At 62.5% G+C, this 16802-nt stretch carries 14 protein-coding genes; 8 read left to right on the top strand and 6 right to left on the bottom strand.

The window, feature by feature from the left end; translation table 11 throughout:
• Nucleotides 1-47: 47 nt before the first annotated feature.
• The 3 genes from GXB81_RS10165 (at nucleotide 48) to GXB81_RS10155 (ending at nucleotide 5420) form a co-directional block, all read left to right on the top strand.
• Nucleotides 48-2768 carry a glucosidase gene (locus tag GXB81_RS10165; protein ID WP_205989042.1) on the top strand — a complete coding sequence of 907 codons (2721 nt, stop codon included), beginning with the start codon at nucleotides 48-50 and terminating at the stop codon, nucleotides 2766-2768.
• A gap of 81 nt (nucleotides 2769-2849) precedes the next feature.
• Complete coding sequence (zwf, locus tag GXB81_RS10160; protein ID WP_205989041.1) at nucleotides 2850-4469, top strand: glucose-6-phosphate dehydrogenase; 1620 nt, start codon at nucleotides 2850-2852, stop codon at nucleotides 4467-4469.
• Between the two features lie 135 nt (nucleotides 4470-4604).
• Entirely contained in the window at nucleotides 4605-5420 is an 816-nt protein-coding gene (locus GXB81_RS10155; protein ID WP_205989040.1) for an ROK family protein, read from the top strand.
• Nucleotides 5421-5476: 56 nt separating this feature from the next.
• Here the strand turns inward: GXB81_RS10155 and GXB81_RS10150 are convergent, their stop codons facing one another.
• A complete protein-coding gene (locus GXB81_RS10150) occupies nucleotides 5477-5923 on the bottom strand; it encodes a hypothetical protein (RefSeq protein WP_205989039.1) in 447 nt (148 codons plus the stop codon).
• A gap of 239 nt (nucleotides 5924-6162) precedes the next feature.
• Here GXB81_RS10150 and GXB81_RS10145 point away from each other — a divergent pair, with 239 nt between their 5' ends.
• On the top strand, nucleotides 6163-6729 hold the full coding sequence (locus GXB81_RS10145) for a YbhB/YbcL family Raf kinase inhibitor-like protein (RefSeq protein WP_205989038.1): 567 nt from the start codon (nucleotides 6163-6165) through the stop codon (nucleotides 6727-6729).
• A gap of 25 nt (nucleotides 6730-6754) precedes the next feature.
• On the opposite strand, the gene GXB81_RS10140 is transcribed toward GXB81_RS10145, so the two are convergent.
• Nucleotides 6755-7750: an aldo/keto reductase gene (locus GXB81_RS10140; protein ID WP_167038776.1), complete on the bottom strand. Its 996-nt coding sequence runs from the start codon at nucleotides 7748-7750 to the stop codon at nucleotides 6755-6757.
• Between the two features lie 468 nt (nucleotides 7751-8218).
• Here GXB81_RS10140 and GXB81_RS10135 point away from each other — a divergent pair, with 468 nt between their 5' ends.
• Both GXB81_RS10135 and GXB81_RS10130 read left to right on the top strand, forming a co-directional pair.
• On the top strand, nucleotides 8219-10456 hold the full coding sequence (locus GXB81_RS10135) for a TonB-dependent siderophore receptor (RefSeq protein WP_205989037.1): 2238 nt from the start codon (nucleotides 8219-8221) through the stop codon (nucleotides 10454-10456).
• Nucleotides 10457-10510: 54 nt separating this feature from the next.
• A complete protein-coding gene (locus GXB81_RS10130) occupies nucleotides 10511-11242 on the top strand; it encodes a PepSY-associated TM helix domain-containing protein (RefSeq protein WP_205989036.1) in 732 nt (243 codons plus the stop codon).
• A 106-nt stretch (nucleotides 11243-11348) separates the two neighbouring features.
• Here GXB81_RS10130 and GXB81_RS10125 read toward each other — a convergent pair whose 3' ends face one another.
• The 4 genes from GXB81_RS10125 to GXB81_RS10110 all read right to left on the bottom strand — a co-directional run bounded on the left by GXB81_RS10125 (nucleotide 11349) and on the right by GXB81_RS10110 (nucleotide 15607).
• Nucleotides 11349-12596, bottom strand: coding sequence for an enolase C-terminal domain-like protein (locus tag GXB81_RS10125; RefSeq protein ID WP_205989035.1), 1248 nt, complete (start codon nucleotides 12594-12596; stop codon nucleotides 11349-11351).
• 24 nt (nucleotides 12597-12620) lie between these two features.
• Complete coding sequence (locus GXB81_RS10120) at nucleotides 12621-13919, bottom strand: MFS transporter (protein WP_205989034.1); 1299 nt, start codon at nucleotides 13917-13919, stop codon at nucleotides 12621-12623.
• Nucleotides 13920-14020: 101 nt separating this feature from the next.
• Nucleotides 14021-14788: an SDR family oxidoreductase gene (locus tag GXB81_RS10115; protein ID WP_205989033.1), complete on the bottom strand. Its 768-nt coding sequence runs from the start codon at nucleotides 14786-14788 to the stop codon at nucleotides 14021-14023.
• Nucleotides 14789-14887: 99 nt separating this feature from the next.
• The gene (locus tag GXB81_RS10110; protein ID WP_167038764.1) at nucleotides 14888-15607 is read right to left on the bottom strand and encodes a FadR/GntR family transcriptional regulator; all 720 of its coding nucleotides are present in this window, start codon (nucleotides 15605-15607) and stop codon (nucleotides 14888-14890) included.
• 275 nt (nucleotides 15608-15882) lie between these two features.
• Here GXB81_RS10110 and GXB81_RS10105 point away from each other — a divergent pair, with 275 nt between their 5' ends.
• The gene (locus GXB81_RS10105) at nucleotides 15883-16122 is read left to right on the top strand and encodes a hypothetical protein (RefSeq protein WP_205989032.1); all 240 of its coding nucleotides are present in this window, start codon (nucleotides 15883-15885) and stop codon (nucleotides 16120-16122) included.
• 55 nt (nucleotides 16123-16177) lie between these two features.
• Nucleotides 16178-16802: hypothetical protein (locus tag GXB81_RS10100; RefSeq protein ID WP_205989031.1), on the top strand; the 625-nt coding region annotated here is incomplete at its 3' end.

Here is a 16802-nt window from a genome sequence, read left to right as displayed (position 1 = left end):
CGCTACGATGTGGGGCCGACCGCCAGGCCTGTTGCAAGGACTCCGTCATGCCACCGCTGCGCGCTGCCAATCTGCTTGCCACCGTCGAAGGTTCACGGCTGCATTCGGCCGAGTGCGGCCGCTGGCAGCGCTGGGGGCCGTATCTGAGCGAGCGCCAGTGGGGCACGGTGCGCGAGGACTACAGTGCCGACGGCACCGCGTGGGACTCCTTCCCGCACGACCATGCGCGCAGCCGCGCATACCGCTGGGGCGAGGACGGCCTTGCCGGTTTCGGCGACGACCGCCTGAGCTGGTGCGTGTCGCTCGCGCTCTGGAACCGCAAGGACCCGATCATCAAGGAGCGCCTGTTCGGCCTCACGAATGCGCAGGGCAATCACGGCGAGGACGTGAAGGAGCTGTACTTCTATCTCGACGGCACGCCCACGCATTCGTATATGCGCATGCTCTACAAGTACCCGCATGCGGCGTATCCGTACCAGGACCTCATCGAAGAAAACGCGCGGCGCGGCGGCGACATGCCGGAGTACGAAATTCTCGATACCGGCGTATTCGACGACGCGCGCTATTTCGACGTGCAGGTCGAATACGCGAAACATACGCCCGACGACATCGTGATGCGCGTGACGATCGAGAATCGCGCCGACGAAGCCGCCTCGCTCGACGTGCTGCCGCAAATCTGGGCGCGCAATTCGTGGTCGTGGAAGGAGAACGGCAACAAGCCGAAGCTCGTGATGGGCGCCGATCATGACGGCACGCTTCATCTCGTCGGCCATCATCCTTTGCACGAGCCGATTATCGTGACCGCGTGGTCGAAGGATGCGCCGCTTGCGTGGCTGTTCTGCGAAAACGACACCAACGTGAAGCGTCTTTTCAACGTCGACGGCGCGGGCCCGTTCAAGGACGGCTTCAACGATTACCTCGTGCACGGCGACGCAAATGCGATCCGTCACGATGCGGGCACCAAGGCCGGCGTGCATGCGGCGCTCGAACTCGGCCCGCATGCGCGCGCGGTCGTCTATCTGCGCTGGCGCACGCAAGCGGCCGGCGATGAAGCGCCGCTCGACGCCGATGCGGTATTCGCGCGCCGCCTCGCCGAGGCCGACGCATTCTATGGCGCGTTGCAACACGAGATCGCCGATGCCGATGCGCGCCTCGTACAGCGCCAGGCGCTCGCGGGCATGCTGTGGTCGAAGCAGTACTACCAGTACGACGTGCAGCGCTGGCTCGACGGCGATCCGTTGCAGCCGCGCCCGCCCGCCGAGCGCAAGCACGGCCGCAACGTGGACTGGCGGCATCTGTGCAATGCGGACATCGTGTCGATGCCCGACAAGTGGGAGTACCCGTGGTACGCGTCATGGGACCTCGCGTTTCACGCGGCCGCCTTCGCGCTGATCGATCCCGCGTTCGCGAAGAAGCAGTTGCTGCTGCTCGTGAAGGACCGCTATCAGCATCCGAACGGGCAACTGCCCGCCTACGAATGGGCGCTCGGCGACGCGAATCCGCCCGTGCATGCCTGGTCCGCGTGGCGCGTGTACGAGATCGATCGCGCGCTGACCGGCAAGGCCGATCGCGATTTCCTCGAACTCGTGTTTCACAAGCTGCTGCTGAATTTTTCGTGGTGGGTCAACCGCAAGGACGCCGACGGCCACAATATTTTCCAGGGCGGTTTTCTCGGGCTCGACAACGTCGGCATTTTCGATCGCTCGTCGCCGCTGCCGACCGGCGGTCATCTCGATCAGGCCGACGGCACCGCGTGGATGGCCGCGTATGCGCTCGACCTCATGCGCATCGCGCTCGAACTCGCGTACGCGAATCATGTGTTCGTCGATATCGGCGTGAAGTTCTTCGAGCACTTCCTGTATATCGCGGAAGCGGTGAGTTGCGACGACGACTGCGAGACCGGCCTGTGGGACGGGCAGGACGAGTTCTTCTACGATAAGCTGCGCCTGCTCGACGGCAGCAACATTCCGATGCGCGTGCGCTCGATCGTCGGGCTGATTCCGCTGTTCGCGGTACACGTGCTCGAAGAGCGTCTGCATGGCGGCTTGCCGGGGCTGCGCGAACGGCTCGTGTGGTTTCTCGAACATCGCCCCGATCTCGCGCGGCTCGTGTCGCGCTGGAACGAGCCCGGCAAGGGCAATGCGCTGTTGCTCTCGCTGCTGCGCGGCCATCGCATGAAGGCATTGTTGCGGCGTGCGCTCGACGAAAGCGAATTTCTTTCCGATCATGGCGTGCGGGCGCTGTCGCGCTTTCATCGCGATCAGCCGTTCGTGTTTCAACACAACGGCAACAGCTTCTGCGTCAAATATCTGCCGGCCGAGTCGGACACGCGCGTGTTCGGCGGCAATTCGAACTGGCGCGGGCCGGTGTGGATGCCGGTCAACTATCTGCTGATCGAATCGCTATACGAATTCCACCGCTATTACGGCGACGATTTTCGCGTCGAATATCCGACCGGCTCGGGGCAGAAGTTCTCGCTGGCCGAGATCGCGGACGAACTCGCGCGCCGCGCGACCACGCTGTTTCTGAAGAACCGGGATGGCGAGCGGCCCGTAATGGGCGCGTATCCGCTGTTGCAGGCGGACCCGCGCTCGCAGGATCTGGTGCTGTTCCACGAGTATTTTCATGGCGATAACGGCCGTGGCGTCGGTGCTTCGCATCAGACCGGCTGGAGCGGGCTCGTCGCGTTGTTATTGCAGCCGCGCGCGATGGCCGCCTCGGGCAACGTGCCGCTCACTGGTGAGCCGGCGCTTGCGCCGGTCGCGTGAACGCGATTGAACTGTGCGGGTGCGCGTGTGGTCTTTCATATATCGCTATATCCGGTCCATTGGCTTGCACGAGTGAATCCCATGTCGACTCCATTGAATACCCCCGCTGCTTCTTCCGCTCAAACCGGCGCGACGCCCGCGCGTAGCTGCAAGGTCAGCGCGAGTCCGCACGATGCGTTGCCCTCGCCGGCCGGCAAGAATCCGGCGCCGCCCTGCACGCTCGTGATCTTCGGCGCGGGCGGCGATCTGACCAAGCGTTTGTTGATGCCCGCGCTCTACAACCTCGCGCTCGACGGTCTGCTCGACGGCGGCATGAAGATTGTCGGCGTCAATCATGGCGCGCGCGAAACGGGCGCGTGGCGCGACGATCTGCACACGTCGCTACAGCAGTTCGCCGCCGATAAAGCCAGCACCTTCCACGCCGGCAAGCTCGACGACGACGCGTGGAACTGGGTCGCGCAACGCCTCGAATACATGGCGGGCGAGTTCGAATCCGACGACACGTTCGCGCAATTGAAGCAGAAACTCGCGCAATCGCCGGGTGGCAACGTGATCTTCTATCTCGCGGTTGGCGCGCGCTTTTTCAAACCGATCGTCGAGCATCTCGGCAAGGCCGGTTTGCTGAAGGAAGGCGAGAGCGCGAACGGCGGCTTTCGCCGTCTCGTGATCGAAAAGCCGTTCGGCACCGATCTCGCCTCGGCGCGCGATCTGAACGCGCATATCCTGCAGTACGCGCAGGAATCGCAGGTGTATCGCATCGATCATTTTCTCGGCAAGGACACCGTGCAGAGCATTCTCGCGGTGCGCTTCGCGAATGCGCTATTCGAGCCGATCTGGCGGCGCGAGTACATCGAGAGTGTGCAGATTACCGCGGCGGAAACGATCGGCGTGGAAGGGCGCGGCAAGTTTTACGAGCAGACCGGCGCGTTTCGCGACATGGTGCCGAACCATCTGTTCCAGTTGCTCGGCATGGTCGCGATGGAGCCGCCCAATTCGTTCGATGCCGAAGCGGTGCGCGACAAAAAGGCCGACATCTTCGACGCGATCCAGCCGCTCACGCCCGACGACGTTGTGTTCGGCCAGTACGAAAAAGGGCCGGCCGGCATCGGCTATCGCGAGGAGCCGGACGTCGCGCCCGGCAGCACGACCGAAACCTATGCGGCGGCGCGCGTGTTCGTCGAGAACTGGCGCTGGGCGGGCGTGCCGTTCTATCTGCGCACGGGCAAGCGGCTTGCCGTGCGCCGCACCGAAATCTCGGTGCAACTGAAGCCGGTGCCGTTCCGTCTGTTTCGCGATACACCGGTCGATGCGCTTACGCCGAACGTGCTGACCCTGCGCATCGATCCCGCACACGGCACGAGCTTCGACTTCAACGTGAAGACGCCGGGGCCGGTCATGCAGGTCGGCGCGGTGCAGTCGTCGTTCGATTACGCCGACTTCTTCGCGGAGCGCGCGAACGTCGGCTATGAAACGCTGCTCTACGACTGCATGCTCGGCGACGCCACGCTGTTCCAGCGCGCCGACAGCATCGAGACGAGCTGGTGCGCGGTCGACGACGTGCTGCATCCGAAGCGCGGCGGCGCGCTTGCCGTACACGGCTATGCGGCCGGCAGCGAAGGGCCGGCCGCGGCCGATGCGCTGCTCGCGCGCGACGGTCATGCATGGCGGCCATTGCAGCGAAGCGCGGTGGAGAAGAAGTGAGCGCGGCATCCGCCAATTCTGCCAATGCAGATAGGCAATCGTATCAACCACATTCGGGGGGATATCGTGGCGACACGCAAGAAGAGCGCGGTAAAGAAGAGTGCAGTGAAGCAGAGCGCGGCAAAACGGAGCGCAATGAAACAGGCCACACCGAAACAGAGTGTCTCGAAGGGCGGCGGCGAAAACATTCTCGCGATCGACGTCGGCGGTACGGGACTGAAGGCTGCGATCATCGATGCCGATGGCCGGATGAAAACGGAGCGCGTGCGTGTGGCCACGCCGCATCCGTGCACGCCCGATCAACTGGTGGATGCGCTCGCGCAACTCGTCGCGCCGCTCGTCAAGCAGGCGCCGCCCACGCTGATGTCGATCGGCTTTCCGGGCGTGGTGCGCAACAACCGCATCCTGACCGCGCCGCATTTCGGCGTCGAAGGCTGGCACGACATTCCGCTCGCGGATGCGCTCGCGCGGCGCCTCGGCGGCTTGCCTGTGCGCATGATCAACGACGCCGAAATGCAGGGCTTCGCTGCGATCCAAGGGCATGGCCTCGAATTCGTGTTGACGCTCGGCACGGGCGCGGGCACTGCGATGTTTCGCGATGGCGAGCTGATGCCGCATCTCGAACTCGCGCATCATCCGGTAAGCAAGAAGGGGGTGGCCTACGACGAATACATCGGCGAGGCGGCGCGCGCGAAGGTCGGCAACAAGCGCTGGAATCGGCGCGTCGAGAAAGTGATCGGCATTCTCAATGCGCTCGTGAATTACGACAAGCTGTGGATCGGCGGCGGCAATGCGGCGCGTCTCAAGTTCGAATTGCCGGCGAACGTGGCGACCGTCTCGAACGACGCGGGGATCGAGGGCGGCGCGCGGTTGTGGCATCCGCTGTCGGTGCGCGAGACGCGGCAGCTGCCGGAAGCGAATCAGCGTACTGGCCCGTTCAAGTGGCGATAAGTGGTGGACTGCGCGAGGCGGGTGCCTCGCGTTGCGTTGTCGCGCGGGCTGGCTAGCTAGCGTTTGAACTCGCTCGCGGTCTTGCGCAGGCTGAACGTTTTGCCGTCGAATGCGTAGTGGTAGGTGCCGTGTTCCGCGCTTTCGTTGCGACTGCCGCGCACGATCAGCAGGCAACTGTCGGCGCGATAGGCGAGCGGCTCGGTCACGTCGATCGGCCAGTCGGAAACGGTGAACGGCAACGAGGTGACGCGGCCTGTTTTTACGTCGATGGCCGCGGCCATCACGCATCCAGCGCCGCATCCCCATGTCGCGAGAATGTAGTGGCCCGCGAAATTCACCGGCCCCCGCGCGGCGTCACGGATGACGCTGCTGTAGCGCCTGGCCTGGGCGTCGGTGAAGGTCAGGCGTGGCACGGGGCCGTGTTTTGCCGCGACGGCGACGGGGCAATCCGCGAAACCGGGAAGCGACCCGGCGCGGGCCGCACCGGGCAGCGTACCGATCATGCCAATCATGAAGACCGCAAGGAGCGAGGACGTTACCCGCATTGTTCAGTACCCATTGTTCAATACCTATAGGGCTGCGGCCGGAATGCCCGGCGACAGAGTGAGTGGAGTGTGAGATTGGCGCACTATGCCAGCGGTTCTGTCTCGAAACAACGTTCTCGCGAGAGAGGCCGCCGAAGCCGCCGCGCGTGCGCGTTCCTGCCGAAGCCCTCAACGATTTTCCAGCCAGAGAGACTTAAATGATCCGAAGCAATCTCAACATCGTCCGGCGCCTCTCCTCAGTCGGCGTTTGCGCGCTGCTTGCCTGGGCGAGCGCACATGCCTACGCGGTGCAGGCGTTCGCTCTGTCGTCGCCTGGACTCGCCGATGGCGGCACGCTCGATGCGCGCCATGCCGCGAGCGCGAACAATTGCGGTGGCGGCAACGTGTCGCCGGCGCTGCAATGGCAGAACGCGCCGGTCGGCACGAAGAGTTTCGCCGTCACGATTTTCGATCCCGACGGCGCGAAGGGCCTCAGCATCGTGCATTGGATCGTGTACGGCATCGCGCCGACCACGATGGGGCTCGCTGCGGGCGAGGCAGCGCCGCCGGGCAGCGTCGCGGGTACCAATCGCACCGGTGGTCCCGGCTATTACGGGCCGTGTCCGCCGGTCGGCGAGGTGCCGCATCACTACATCGCGCAGGTCTATGCGCTCGATCTGCCGCCCAGCGCGCTGCCGGCCGGCTTGACGCGGGACGCGTTCCTCGCGGCGATCAAGGATCATGTGATCGCCGCGACGAGTACCGTGCTGCGCTATGGACGCTGAAGTACTTCAGCGCTGAAGCGCCGAACTAGCGCGCCGCATCCCCCCAGCGATACTGCACGCTCGCCTCATCGAGTTGTGCCTTGATTTCGCTATCGAGCACGAAGTCGACGGTCGCGAGCGTGTCGGTCAGCTGCTCGGCGCGGCTCGCTCCGATGATCGCCGACGTGACCAGTGGATTGGCGAGTACCCATGCGAGCGAAATCTTCGTGAGCGACTCGCCGGTCGGCGCGACGATCGACTTGAGCCGCTCGATCGTCTCGAACTCGCGTTCGTGCCAGTAGCGCTCCTGATACATCGCGCCGGCCTTGCCGACGCTCCCGGTGAAGCGTCCTTCGGTGGGTGCCGTGTCGTGACGGTGCTTGCCGGTCAGCAGGCCGCCCGCGAGCGGGTTATACGGCATCACGGCCAGTTGCTCCTCGGCGGCGAGCGGCAGCAGTTCGCGCTCGATCTGCCGGAACAGCAGGTTGTAGCGCGGCTGGACCGACACGAAACGCGCGGCGCGCAGCACGTCCGCGCGTCCCAAGGCGCGCGCGAGCCGGTAGGCGAGGAAGTTCGAGACGCCGATATAGCGCGCCTTCCCCGAACGCACGATCACGTCGAGTGCTTCGAGCGTTTCGTCGAGCGGCGTTTTCGCGTCGTCGGAATGGAGCTGGTAGAGGTCGACGTAGTCGGTGCCGAGGCGGTGCAGCGATGCGTCGATCGCATCGAGCAGGTGCTTGCGCGAGGCGCCCTGATCCCATGCCGAGGGGCCCATCTTGCCGACCGCCTTGGTCGCGACGATGAAGCGCTCGCGCTTGCCCTTCAGCCAGCGCCCGACGATTTCCTCGGTGCGCCCGGCCACGTTCTCGCTGCTGCCGAGCGGATAGACGTCGGCGGTGTCGATGAAATTCACGCCGGCATCGGCGGCCGTGTCGAGGATGCGGTGCGAGGCCGCTTCTTCGGTTTGCAGGCCGAAGGTCATGGTGCCGAGGCACAGGCGCGAAACGGTCAGGCCGGTGCGGCCGAATTGGCGGTATTGCATAGATCGACTCCAGAGAGGGGAACGGAAACCTGCATAAGCGTAACCGGACAGCGGTGTTGTAAAAAGGATAAACGGACTTGCGATCCCGTGCGTTCAACCGTCACTCGCGTTTGTTATTTATTTGAAAGTAAATTTGTAATGTTTGAATGAATCAAGGCCTTGCTGTTGTGAGGAGAGGCATGAATTAGACATTACTAAACGTAATAAAACTGGGCGAGATCAGCCTTAAAAATTACAAAATACTTTCGTTAGTAAAGCGTGGAAATAAATTCCTTACGCGAAGTAATACAGGTCGAGATTGCTGGCACATCATGCATATGGAATGATAGTGATTCTCATTTAAACCAAGCCAGCCATCCCGTCATCTCCGGTCGAAAAATGGAGAGCGGCAGCCAGCCAATTGCGGCTTTGTCATGAATTGCATGCCGGACATGCGAATTCGACAAGCGCATTCCTGACGGGATATCCATGCTCAACCACACGCCGCTCGCGACAGCGCTTGCGCTAGCTTTTACCGTTCCTTTCGCGACCCCGGTGATCGCGCAGACCGCTCCGCAAAGCGCACTGCAACCGGCTGCCGCGAGCGCGCCGGCAACAGCGCCGCATAGCGCGACGACGCTCGCCCAGAACAACGCGACCAACGCGCCGACCGCCGACGGACAGACGCTGCCGACCATCGGGGTGCAGGGGCAAGCCGTTCAGCAGGACTTCCAGGCCGAGCGCTCGAGCGTCGGCGCGAAAACGCCGACCGCGTTGCGCGACATTCCGCAGACCGTCACCGTGATCAATCGCGACCTGCTCGCCTCGCAAGGCGCGACGTCGTTTACGGACGCGCTGCGCAACGCGCCGGGGGTGACGATCGGCGCGGCCGAAGGCGGGCAGATCGGCAACAACATCAACCTGCGCGGCTTCACCGCGCAAAACGACATCTATCTCGACGGCTTCCGCGATCGCAACCAGTACTACCGCGACACGTTCGATCTCGAATCGCTCGAAGTGCTGTACGGCCCGTCGTCGATGCTGTTCGGCCGCGGCTCGACCGGCGGCGTCATCAACCAGGTCAGCAAGAAGGCGAACCTGACGGATTCGGCGGAAGTCTCCGGCATGATCGGCACCGACGACCGCTATCGCTCGACCGTCGACGTGAACCACAAGCTCACCGACACCTCGGCGATCCGCCTGAACGCATTCGGCCAGAGCCTCGGCTCGACGCGCGACGTCATGAAAAGCAAGGACTTCGGCATCGCGCCGGAAGTGCGCTTCGGCATCGGCACGCCGACCGAGATCACGCTGTCCGCGCTGATCCAGCACAACGACGACATGCCCGACTACGGCATCCAGGCGCTGAACGGCCGGCCCTCGCCGGTGCCGAAGAACACGTTCTACGGTTTGACGAGCGACCGCACGATCCAGGACGTGCAGATCTTCACGGCGGCGATCAAGCACAAGTTCTCCGACGACCTCACGCTGACCAACCAGACGCAGCTCTCGCACTCGATGACCGACGCGCGCGAAACCGCGCCGCAAGCGGTGCTGCCCGGTTCGCCGTCGGCCACCGCGCTGACCAACGGCAACTTCACGACGCTGTCTCCCTCGCAGTTGTTCATCAAGCTGCAGAGTCATGACCGCGTGATCGAGAATCACGCGATCTACAACGACACGATGCTCGAATACAAATTCAATACCGGGCCGATCAAACACGACGTGATCGCCGGTGTCGAAGTGGGCCACGACAGCTATACGAACCAGGCCTATACGCGCAACAATCTGCCGATCGTGCCGATGCTCAATCCGCCGATCATGGGCACGCCGTCGAACGTGACGACCACGGTCGGCAACTATGCCGATTCGAGTGCGAACGAAATTGCCGCCTACCTGAACGATACGATCACGCTGACGCCGCAATGGAAGGTGATCGGCGGTCTGCGCTGGGATCGCTTTTCGGCCGAGATTCATAACACGATCAGTGCGCCGGCTTACGCGAGTCAGACCAACTACTTCACGAGCGTGCGCGCCGGCGTGATCTATCAGCCGACCGACTGGCAGTCGTACTACGTATCGTACGGCACGTCGTTCAACCCGTCGCTCGAAACGCTGACGGTGACGAACCTCACGCAGAACCTCGCGCCGGAATCGACGAAGTCGTATGAAGTGGGCGGCAAGTGGGACCTGTTCGGCGGCAACATTTCGCTGACCTCGGCGCTGTTCCGCGAAGAGATGGACAACGCGCGCACCCAGGTCTCGCCGACCGAATACTCGCTGGCCGGCGACATTCGCGTGGACGGTTTTCAGGCGGGCGTGACCGGGCACCTCACCGACAAGTGGCAGATTTTCGGCGGCTACACCTATATGGACGCGATCATCCTGAAGGCCGCCGACGGCACTCAGGGTCACACGCCGGCCAATACGCCGCGCAACACGCTGACGCTCTGGACGACTTATGCGATCACGCCGCACTGGGAAATCGGCGGCGGTCCGATCTATATGTCGCCGCGTTATGCGTCGAACACGAACTACGTGAAGGTGCCGGGCTATACGCGCTGGGACGCAACCGCTGCCTATCACGCGAAGAAATTCGACGTGCGCCTGAACCTGCTGAACCTGACCAACAAGTACTACTTCGATGCGCTGATTCCGTCCGATGGCGGACGTTCGGTGCCGGGCATCGGCCGCACGCTGCTCGCGACGTTCGATTACCGCTTCTGACGCGGCAAGCGCATCGCTGAGCCATCACAATCTGTTGCGTACCTGGAGTGAAACGTGAGCGTATCGGACACAATCGACCTTCAACCGCCCGCCGTCGGCGAATACGAGACGCACGAAGCGCACGAACCGCGGCGGCTCGATGGCGATGAACTGAAGCTGCGCCGGCAGCGCTCGCGTCGCGCGACGTTCATCAAATGGCTGCGCAAGGTGCATGGCTGGATCGGCTTGTGGGGCGCCGCGCTCGGTCTGCTGTTCGGCACGACCGGGTTCTTTCTGAACCATCGCGGCGGGCCCCTCAGGGTATCGACCGGCGAGCCGCAGGTGTCCGTCGTGCAGGTGCCGTTGCCGCAACCGGCGCCCGAGTCGCCGCGCGAACTCGCGAAGTGGCTCAGGCATGAGTTGAAAATCGCGGGCAATCCGGGCCGCGTGCAGAAGGAGTCAGGGCATCCGGTTGCGTGGGGCGATCGTAACGTGATGCAGCCCGAGCACTGGCAACTGAATTTCGCGTCGCCGAAGGAGAATACCTCGGCCGAGTACTGGGTCGGCAATAACTATGTGACGGTCAAGCGCAGCGCCAACACCTTCCTCGCGATGTTGACGAACCTGCACAAGGGCGTCGGCCTGAGCGTTGGCTGGGTGTTGTTGATCGATACGCTCGCGGGCAGCATCATTCTGCTGTCGCTGACCGGCGTGTTGCTGTGGACCGAGTTGAACAGGCGCAAGACCGTCGGCGCGGTGCTCGTGCTTGGATCGATTGCGGCTGCCGTGTGCATGGGCATGATGTAAATGCGCGCATGGCCTGGCTATGCAGCGCAGGCTATGTTCGATGTTTCCGAAGCGCGTCGAGCCCGTTTATCCGGGCTCGTCGCACGCGCTTACCTACGTTGTTGCATCATGGCGTTTGCAGGGCCCCGTCGCGCAAGCGCGTTTGAGTCCACGTCGTGACCGTGTTTTCGCACGGATATTGGGCAGCTTGTGCTTCGTCGATGTCCACGCCGAGTCCCGGCTTGTCGTTGGCGTACACGTGACCGTTCCTGAATTCGGGCAAGCCCGGGAATACGTCGAGCAATGCGGCCTTCGGTCCCTTCAGTTCCTGAATCACGAAATTCGGCGGCTCGGTTCCCGACCACTCCTGAACGCCAAAATTGCGCGACGCCAGATCGATATGGATGTTCGCCGCATGCGCGAGCGGCGACATATCGCCGGGACCATGCCAGGCCGTTCTCACGCCGAACTGCTCGGCGAAGATCTGCAATTTGCGGCCCGCCGTGATGCCGCCGATCTGGCTCAGATGGACCCGAATGAAGTCGATCAAACGTTCGGTAATCAGGAAGCGCCATTCATAAGGATTGTTGAAGAGTTCGCCTTGTGCCAACGGCGTCGTGGTCTTTTCCCGTAACTGGCGCATCCATTCGCCTTCTTCCAGCGCGATGGTGTCTTCGAGGAAGAACAGTTCGTATTGTTCGAGTTCGCGCGCGAACCGGATGGCCTCGACCGGCTTCAGCCTTTCGTGCACGTCGTGACACAGTTCGACGTCGAAGCCGACCCGGCTGCGGATGCCGTCGAACAACTTGAGCGTTTCGCGCTGGTACTTCCGGCTATCCAGATACACGCCATCGAGGGCGCCGGCCGGTGCGGTCGATGGCGCCTTGCCATACACGCCGCCGCCATAGCCGCCGCTCTGGCAGCGAATATGCGTGATGCCCTGCTCGCGGTACTTCTGGATGTTCTCGCAAAGCTCGCTGAGATCGCGGCCGTCGGCGTGACGGTAGATGGGCACGCCCTCGCGGCATTTGCCGCCGAAAAGCTGGTACAGCGGCAGGTTCGCCATCTTGCCCTTGATGTCCCACAGCGCCATGTCCACGCCGGAAATCGCGTTGTTTTCGATCGGGCCATTGCGCCAGTACGCGTTCTGGTGCATCAGTTGCCATGTTTCCTCGATCGCTTCGGCGTCGCGGCCGATCAGCAACGGCCGCAAATACTCCTCGATCAGACACTTGACGGCAAGGTGACGGTACGCGAACGTCGCGCATCCAAGGCCATATAAGCCTGGCTGATTCGTCTCGACCTTCACGACGATCAGGTTGATGCCTTCGGGTGCGGTCAGGATAACCTTGACATCGGTAATAAGCGTAGCCATTTCAGTTTCTCGGTAGCGGCGGAGTTAGTGGGTTTCCGTGGCGGCCGGCAGTGCCCCGTCGCGCTGTGCGCGTTGCGCCGGAGCGCCGGGAAGCAGCATCGTCAGGATCACGGACAACAGCAGCGTGACCGCCATGAAGACATAGGAAGCGGCGGGGCTGCCGGTCGCGCCGTTCAGGTAGCCGACCAGCCACGCGCCGAGGAATGCGCCGAGTGCGCCGCTCGCATTGATGAAGCCGATCGCGCCGCCGAGCACGTTGCCGGGAATCAGTTCCGGCACGAGCGCGAAGAACGGTCCATATGGTGCGTACATCGTGGCGCCTGCCACGACGAGCAGCCAGAACGAAATCCAGAAATGCGCGCTGCCGATCAGGAACGATGCGACCAGCGCGAGCGTGCCCGTCAACAGCAGCGGCCAGACGAACAGTTTGCGATTGCGGGTCTTGTCCGAGAGCCAGGACGCAATCAGCATCAGCACGATGGCGCCGACATAGGGCACGGCCGCGAGCCAGCCGACCGAGACGATGTCGATTTGCGCTGCCATCTTGAGGATCGACGGCAGCCACATGATGAAGCCGTACACGCCGACGCTCCACAGCGCATGAATCGAGCAGAACTTCAGAACCGTCGGCGAACGGAAGGCTGCCTTGTAGTCGCGCACCGGCGCGATATGGGCCTGCTCGGCGACGAGGCGCCTTTCGAGTTCGGCCTTTTCGGCGTCGCTCATCCAGGGCGCGTCGGCGGGACGGTCCCGGACCGTGAACCACCACACGATGGCCCAGACCAGCGCGGGCATGCCTTCGAGCACGAACATCTCGCGCCATCCGAAGCTATGCACGAGGTAGCCCGATACCACCGACATCCACAGCACCGTTACCGGGTTGCCGAGGATCAGATAGGTGTTCGCGCGCGAGCGTTCGCTGCGCGTAAACCACCGGCTGATGTAGAGCAGCATCGACGGCATCACGGCGGCCTCGACCACGCCGAGGACGAAGCGCAGCGCCATCAGCATCGGAATGTTGCTCACCACGCCGGTTGCGGCCGCGCAGATTCCCCACAGGATCAGGCTGAAGAAAATCAGCTTCCTGACACTGTGGCGCTGCGCATAGATCGCGCCGGGCACCTGAAACAGGCAATAGCCGAGAAAGAACAGCGAGCCGATCAGTGACGACATGCCGTGCGAAATGCCGAGGTCCTTGTCGATGCCGGCCGCCGAGGCGAAACCGTAATTGGCGCGGTCGAGATAGGCGAGACTGTACGTGATGAAGATGATGGGCATGAGATACCACCACCTTTGTGTTGCAACGGGTTTGACGTCTTCCATGATGTCTCCTGGATTAATGCGGCATACTAATTAAATGGTCGACTCACCCGCTCGGGTGAGTCGTGTCCTGTCCTGATGGGGTTTTCCGAAGGTGTTCCGCTTCAGAGTACGGCGAGCCAGCCGCCGTCGACGAAGATGATTTGCCCGTTCACGTAGCTCGATGCCGGCGACGACAGATAGACCGCAGTGCCGACGAGTTCTTCCGGCTTGCCCCAGCGTTGGGACGGGTTGCTGCTCTTCACCCACGCATCGAAACTCGCATTTTCGATCAGCGGCTTGTTCATGTCGGTCAGGATGTAGCCCGGCCCGATCGCGTTCGCCTGAATGTTCGACGACGCCCACTCGGCGCTCATGGCGCGCGTCAGCATCTTGATGCCGCCTTTGGCCGCGGTATAGGCGCCGACGGTTGCGCGCGCCGCTTCGCTCGTCAGCGAGCCGATATTGACGATCTTGCCGCCGGTGCCGCGCGCGATCATGCGCTTCGCGGCATGCTTCGCGACGATGAACGCGCTCGTCAGATTGGTGTCGACCACGCGTTGCCAATCGGCGAGTTCGAGTTCGACGAGCGGCTTGCGAAACTGAATGCCCGCGTTGTTGATGAGGATGTCGATCTGCACGCCTGCCGCGTCCCACGCCTCGAAGGCCGCCACGACTGCTGCTTCGTCGGTCACGTCGAAGGCGCGCCCCTGCACGTCCAATCCTTTCGCGGCGAGACGCTCGACCGCGTCCGCCACCGTGTCCGCGCGCGTGCCGTTCAGTACGACGCGCGCGCCGGCCGTCGCGAGACCTTCCGCGAGCGCGAAGCCGATACCGCGGGCCGAGCCGGTCACGAGCGCGGTGCGCCCGGTCAAGTCAAAAAGCTGGGTCATCTCATCTTCCTTTTCAATGTGTCGAAACCGGGCGTACGGGCGCCCCTCGCGGCCCGTTATGCGGGCGCGATGCATGCGTCGTCGTAGAGGCGAATCGGCTCAGGCCGGCTTGCCGTTCACCGTCGATGCGAGTTTGGCCCGATCCTCGAAATCCTGTTCCGCGCGCCGGATCAGCGTGAGCACCGCCTGTTCGGCGGCAACGCCGTCGCCTTGCTCGATCGCGACGCACAGGGCCTCGTGCATCGGCAGCGAACGCGCGGGGCCGCCGGCGATTTCGGAACTCAATTCGAAGCTCGTGCGCAGAATCGCCGATAGCGCGTTCTGCATCTGTTCGACGAACTGGTTGTGGCAAGCGGTGAGAATCGCGCCATGAAATGCGAGGTCGGCCGGCACATATTCGCCGTGGCCGGCAACCGCCCGCTCCATCGCGTTATAGGCGCGGCGGATGGCTTTTTTGTCTTCAGCCGTGGCGCGCAAGGCGGCGAGCCTGGCCGCATTGGGCTCGATGATCAGACGCAATTCCATCAGGTCCTGGATCAGGCTCGCATCGGCGCTACTCGCGCGAGCCCGCCAGGTCATCACGTCCGGATCGAACAATTGCCACTGCGACCGGGGCAGGACGACCGTGCCGTACCGGCGCCGGACCTGAAGCATGCCCTTTGCCGACAGCGACTTCATGGTCTCGCGGATCGTGATCCGGCTCACCTGCAGTTGTTCGGCCAGTTCTGGTTCGGACGGAAGAACGTCGCCCGGAGCGAATTTGCCGGAGCAGATTTGCTCGCCCATCTGATTGAGAACCTGTCGATGCAGGGTCGCCATGCTACCTTCTCTATGTCATACGTATGATGTAGAAAGATAAGCGTGGTGCATTTTCCTCGCAATCAGGGTTGACCCTGGCGAGAGGTGGGGGCGTGGCTCGTCAGGTTGATTGCTTACTTGAGATAAAAATTAGTCCAATTCCTATAGACCGTGGGGTGGGGGCTTTCGATACTGTGGGTTCGCCCGTCGCGCCAAGGGCGTCAGCACGAAATCCGATTGACAGGAGAAAGCCAGGAATGCCCGCTAGACGCACACACAAGGTTGGCAACCATATCGTGGAGATCAATCAGCCAGGCCTCACCAGCGCCGGCAGAATCCCGACCTATGCACTCTGCTCGGCCGAGCGCTGGGGGATGCGCTTTTCTGACCTGGATCCGGAGCGCAAGGGGAAGCTTATGTTTCCGGTTGCCAGGGATTACGCGTTTGCGGTGGAGTCGCTGTTCGAGAAGATTCAGTGGGGGAATACTTTCTTTGGGAAAGGGGGGGCCGGAGAAGGTGCTCAGGTGGCCGATTGACCGATCGGGACAAGACTTTCTGATTGAAGCGATAAAGCCGCTCATTACGAAGGCGATGACCGATCGACCGGAGGCTGGGGGTATGCCAGGGAAAGCGGTACCTCAGGCAATCTCCCTGGATGTAGCGCAAAGTTCAGCCTCCGAGCAGGGCTTCTTTGATTCCGCGAACTGGAGTCTGCTCCTGTATCTCAATGATCTTAAAGACCTCATTCTTATGAGCCGGTTAGCGGACGAGGATGCGGGTCAACGCTATCTGCGCTTCAGAACGCTCAAGGCATTTGTCGATACGATTTACCACGAGTCGCGACATTGCCAGCAATGGTTCTGGAGCTACGCGATGGCGCAGCAACATCCAGACAATTTCCCGGATACACGGATCGATCAGTGGCCGGGCGCTGTAGTCGCAGATAGCGATGATGGACTTGTCGCAGTTGAGCTCGCCAGAAAAACCACCATACCTGACGATCCCTTGATGCTGGCGAGTATCAAACGCATAGCCATCGCGCAGTACGTCTGGGTGCTCAATCTCTGGCGTACTGGCAGGGTTAGGCCGCCAGGCTATCTGTCCAGCACGCAGTCACTGGAAAGTGAATTCGAAAAGGTCAGGGAACTGGCAGTCGATCTTCTACAGAAATCAGGTTACGGCGGCACTCCGATCATGATCGACAGCATGGTGGCCG

This window comes from Paraburkholderia sp. Ac-20336 (genome assembly GCF_017105025.1).
In the GTDB taxonomy this organism is placed as follows: Bacteria; Pseudomonadota; Gammaproteobacteria; order Burkholderiales; family Burkholderiaceae; genus Paraburkholderia.
The sequence above is the reverse complement of the archived record's forward strand: the minus strand, read 5'-3'. Positions and strand labels throughout refer to the sequence as shown.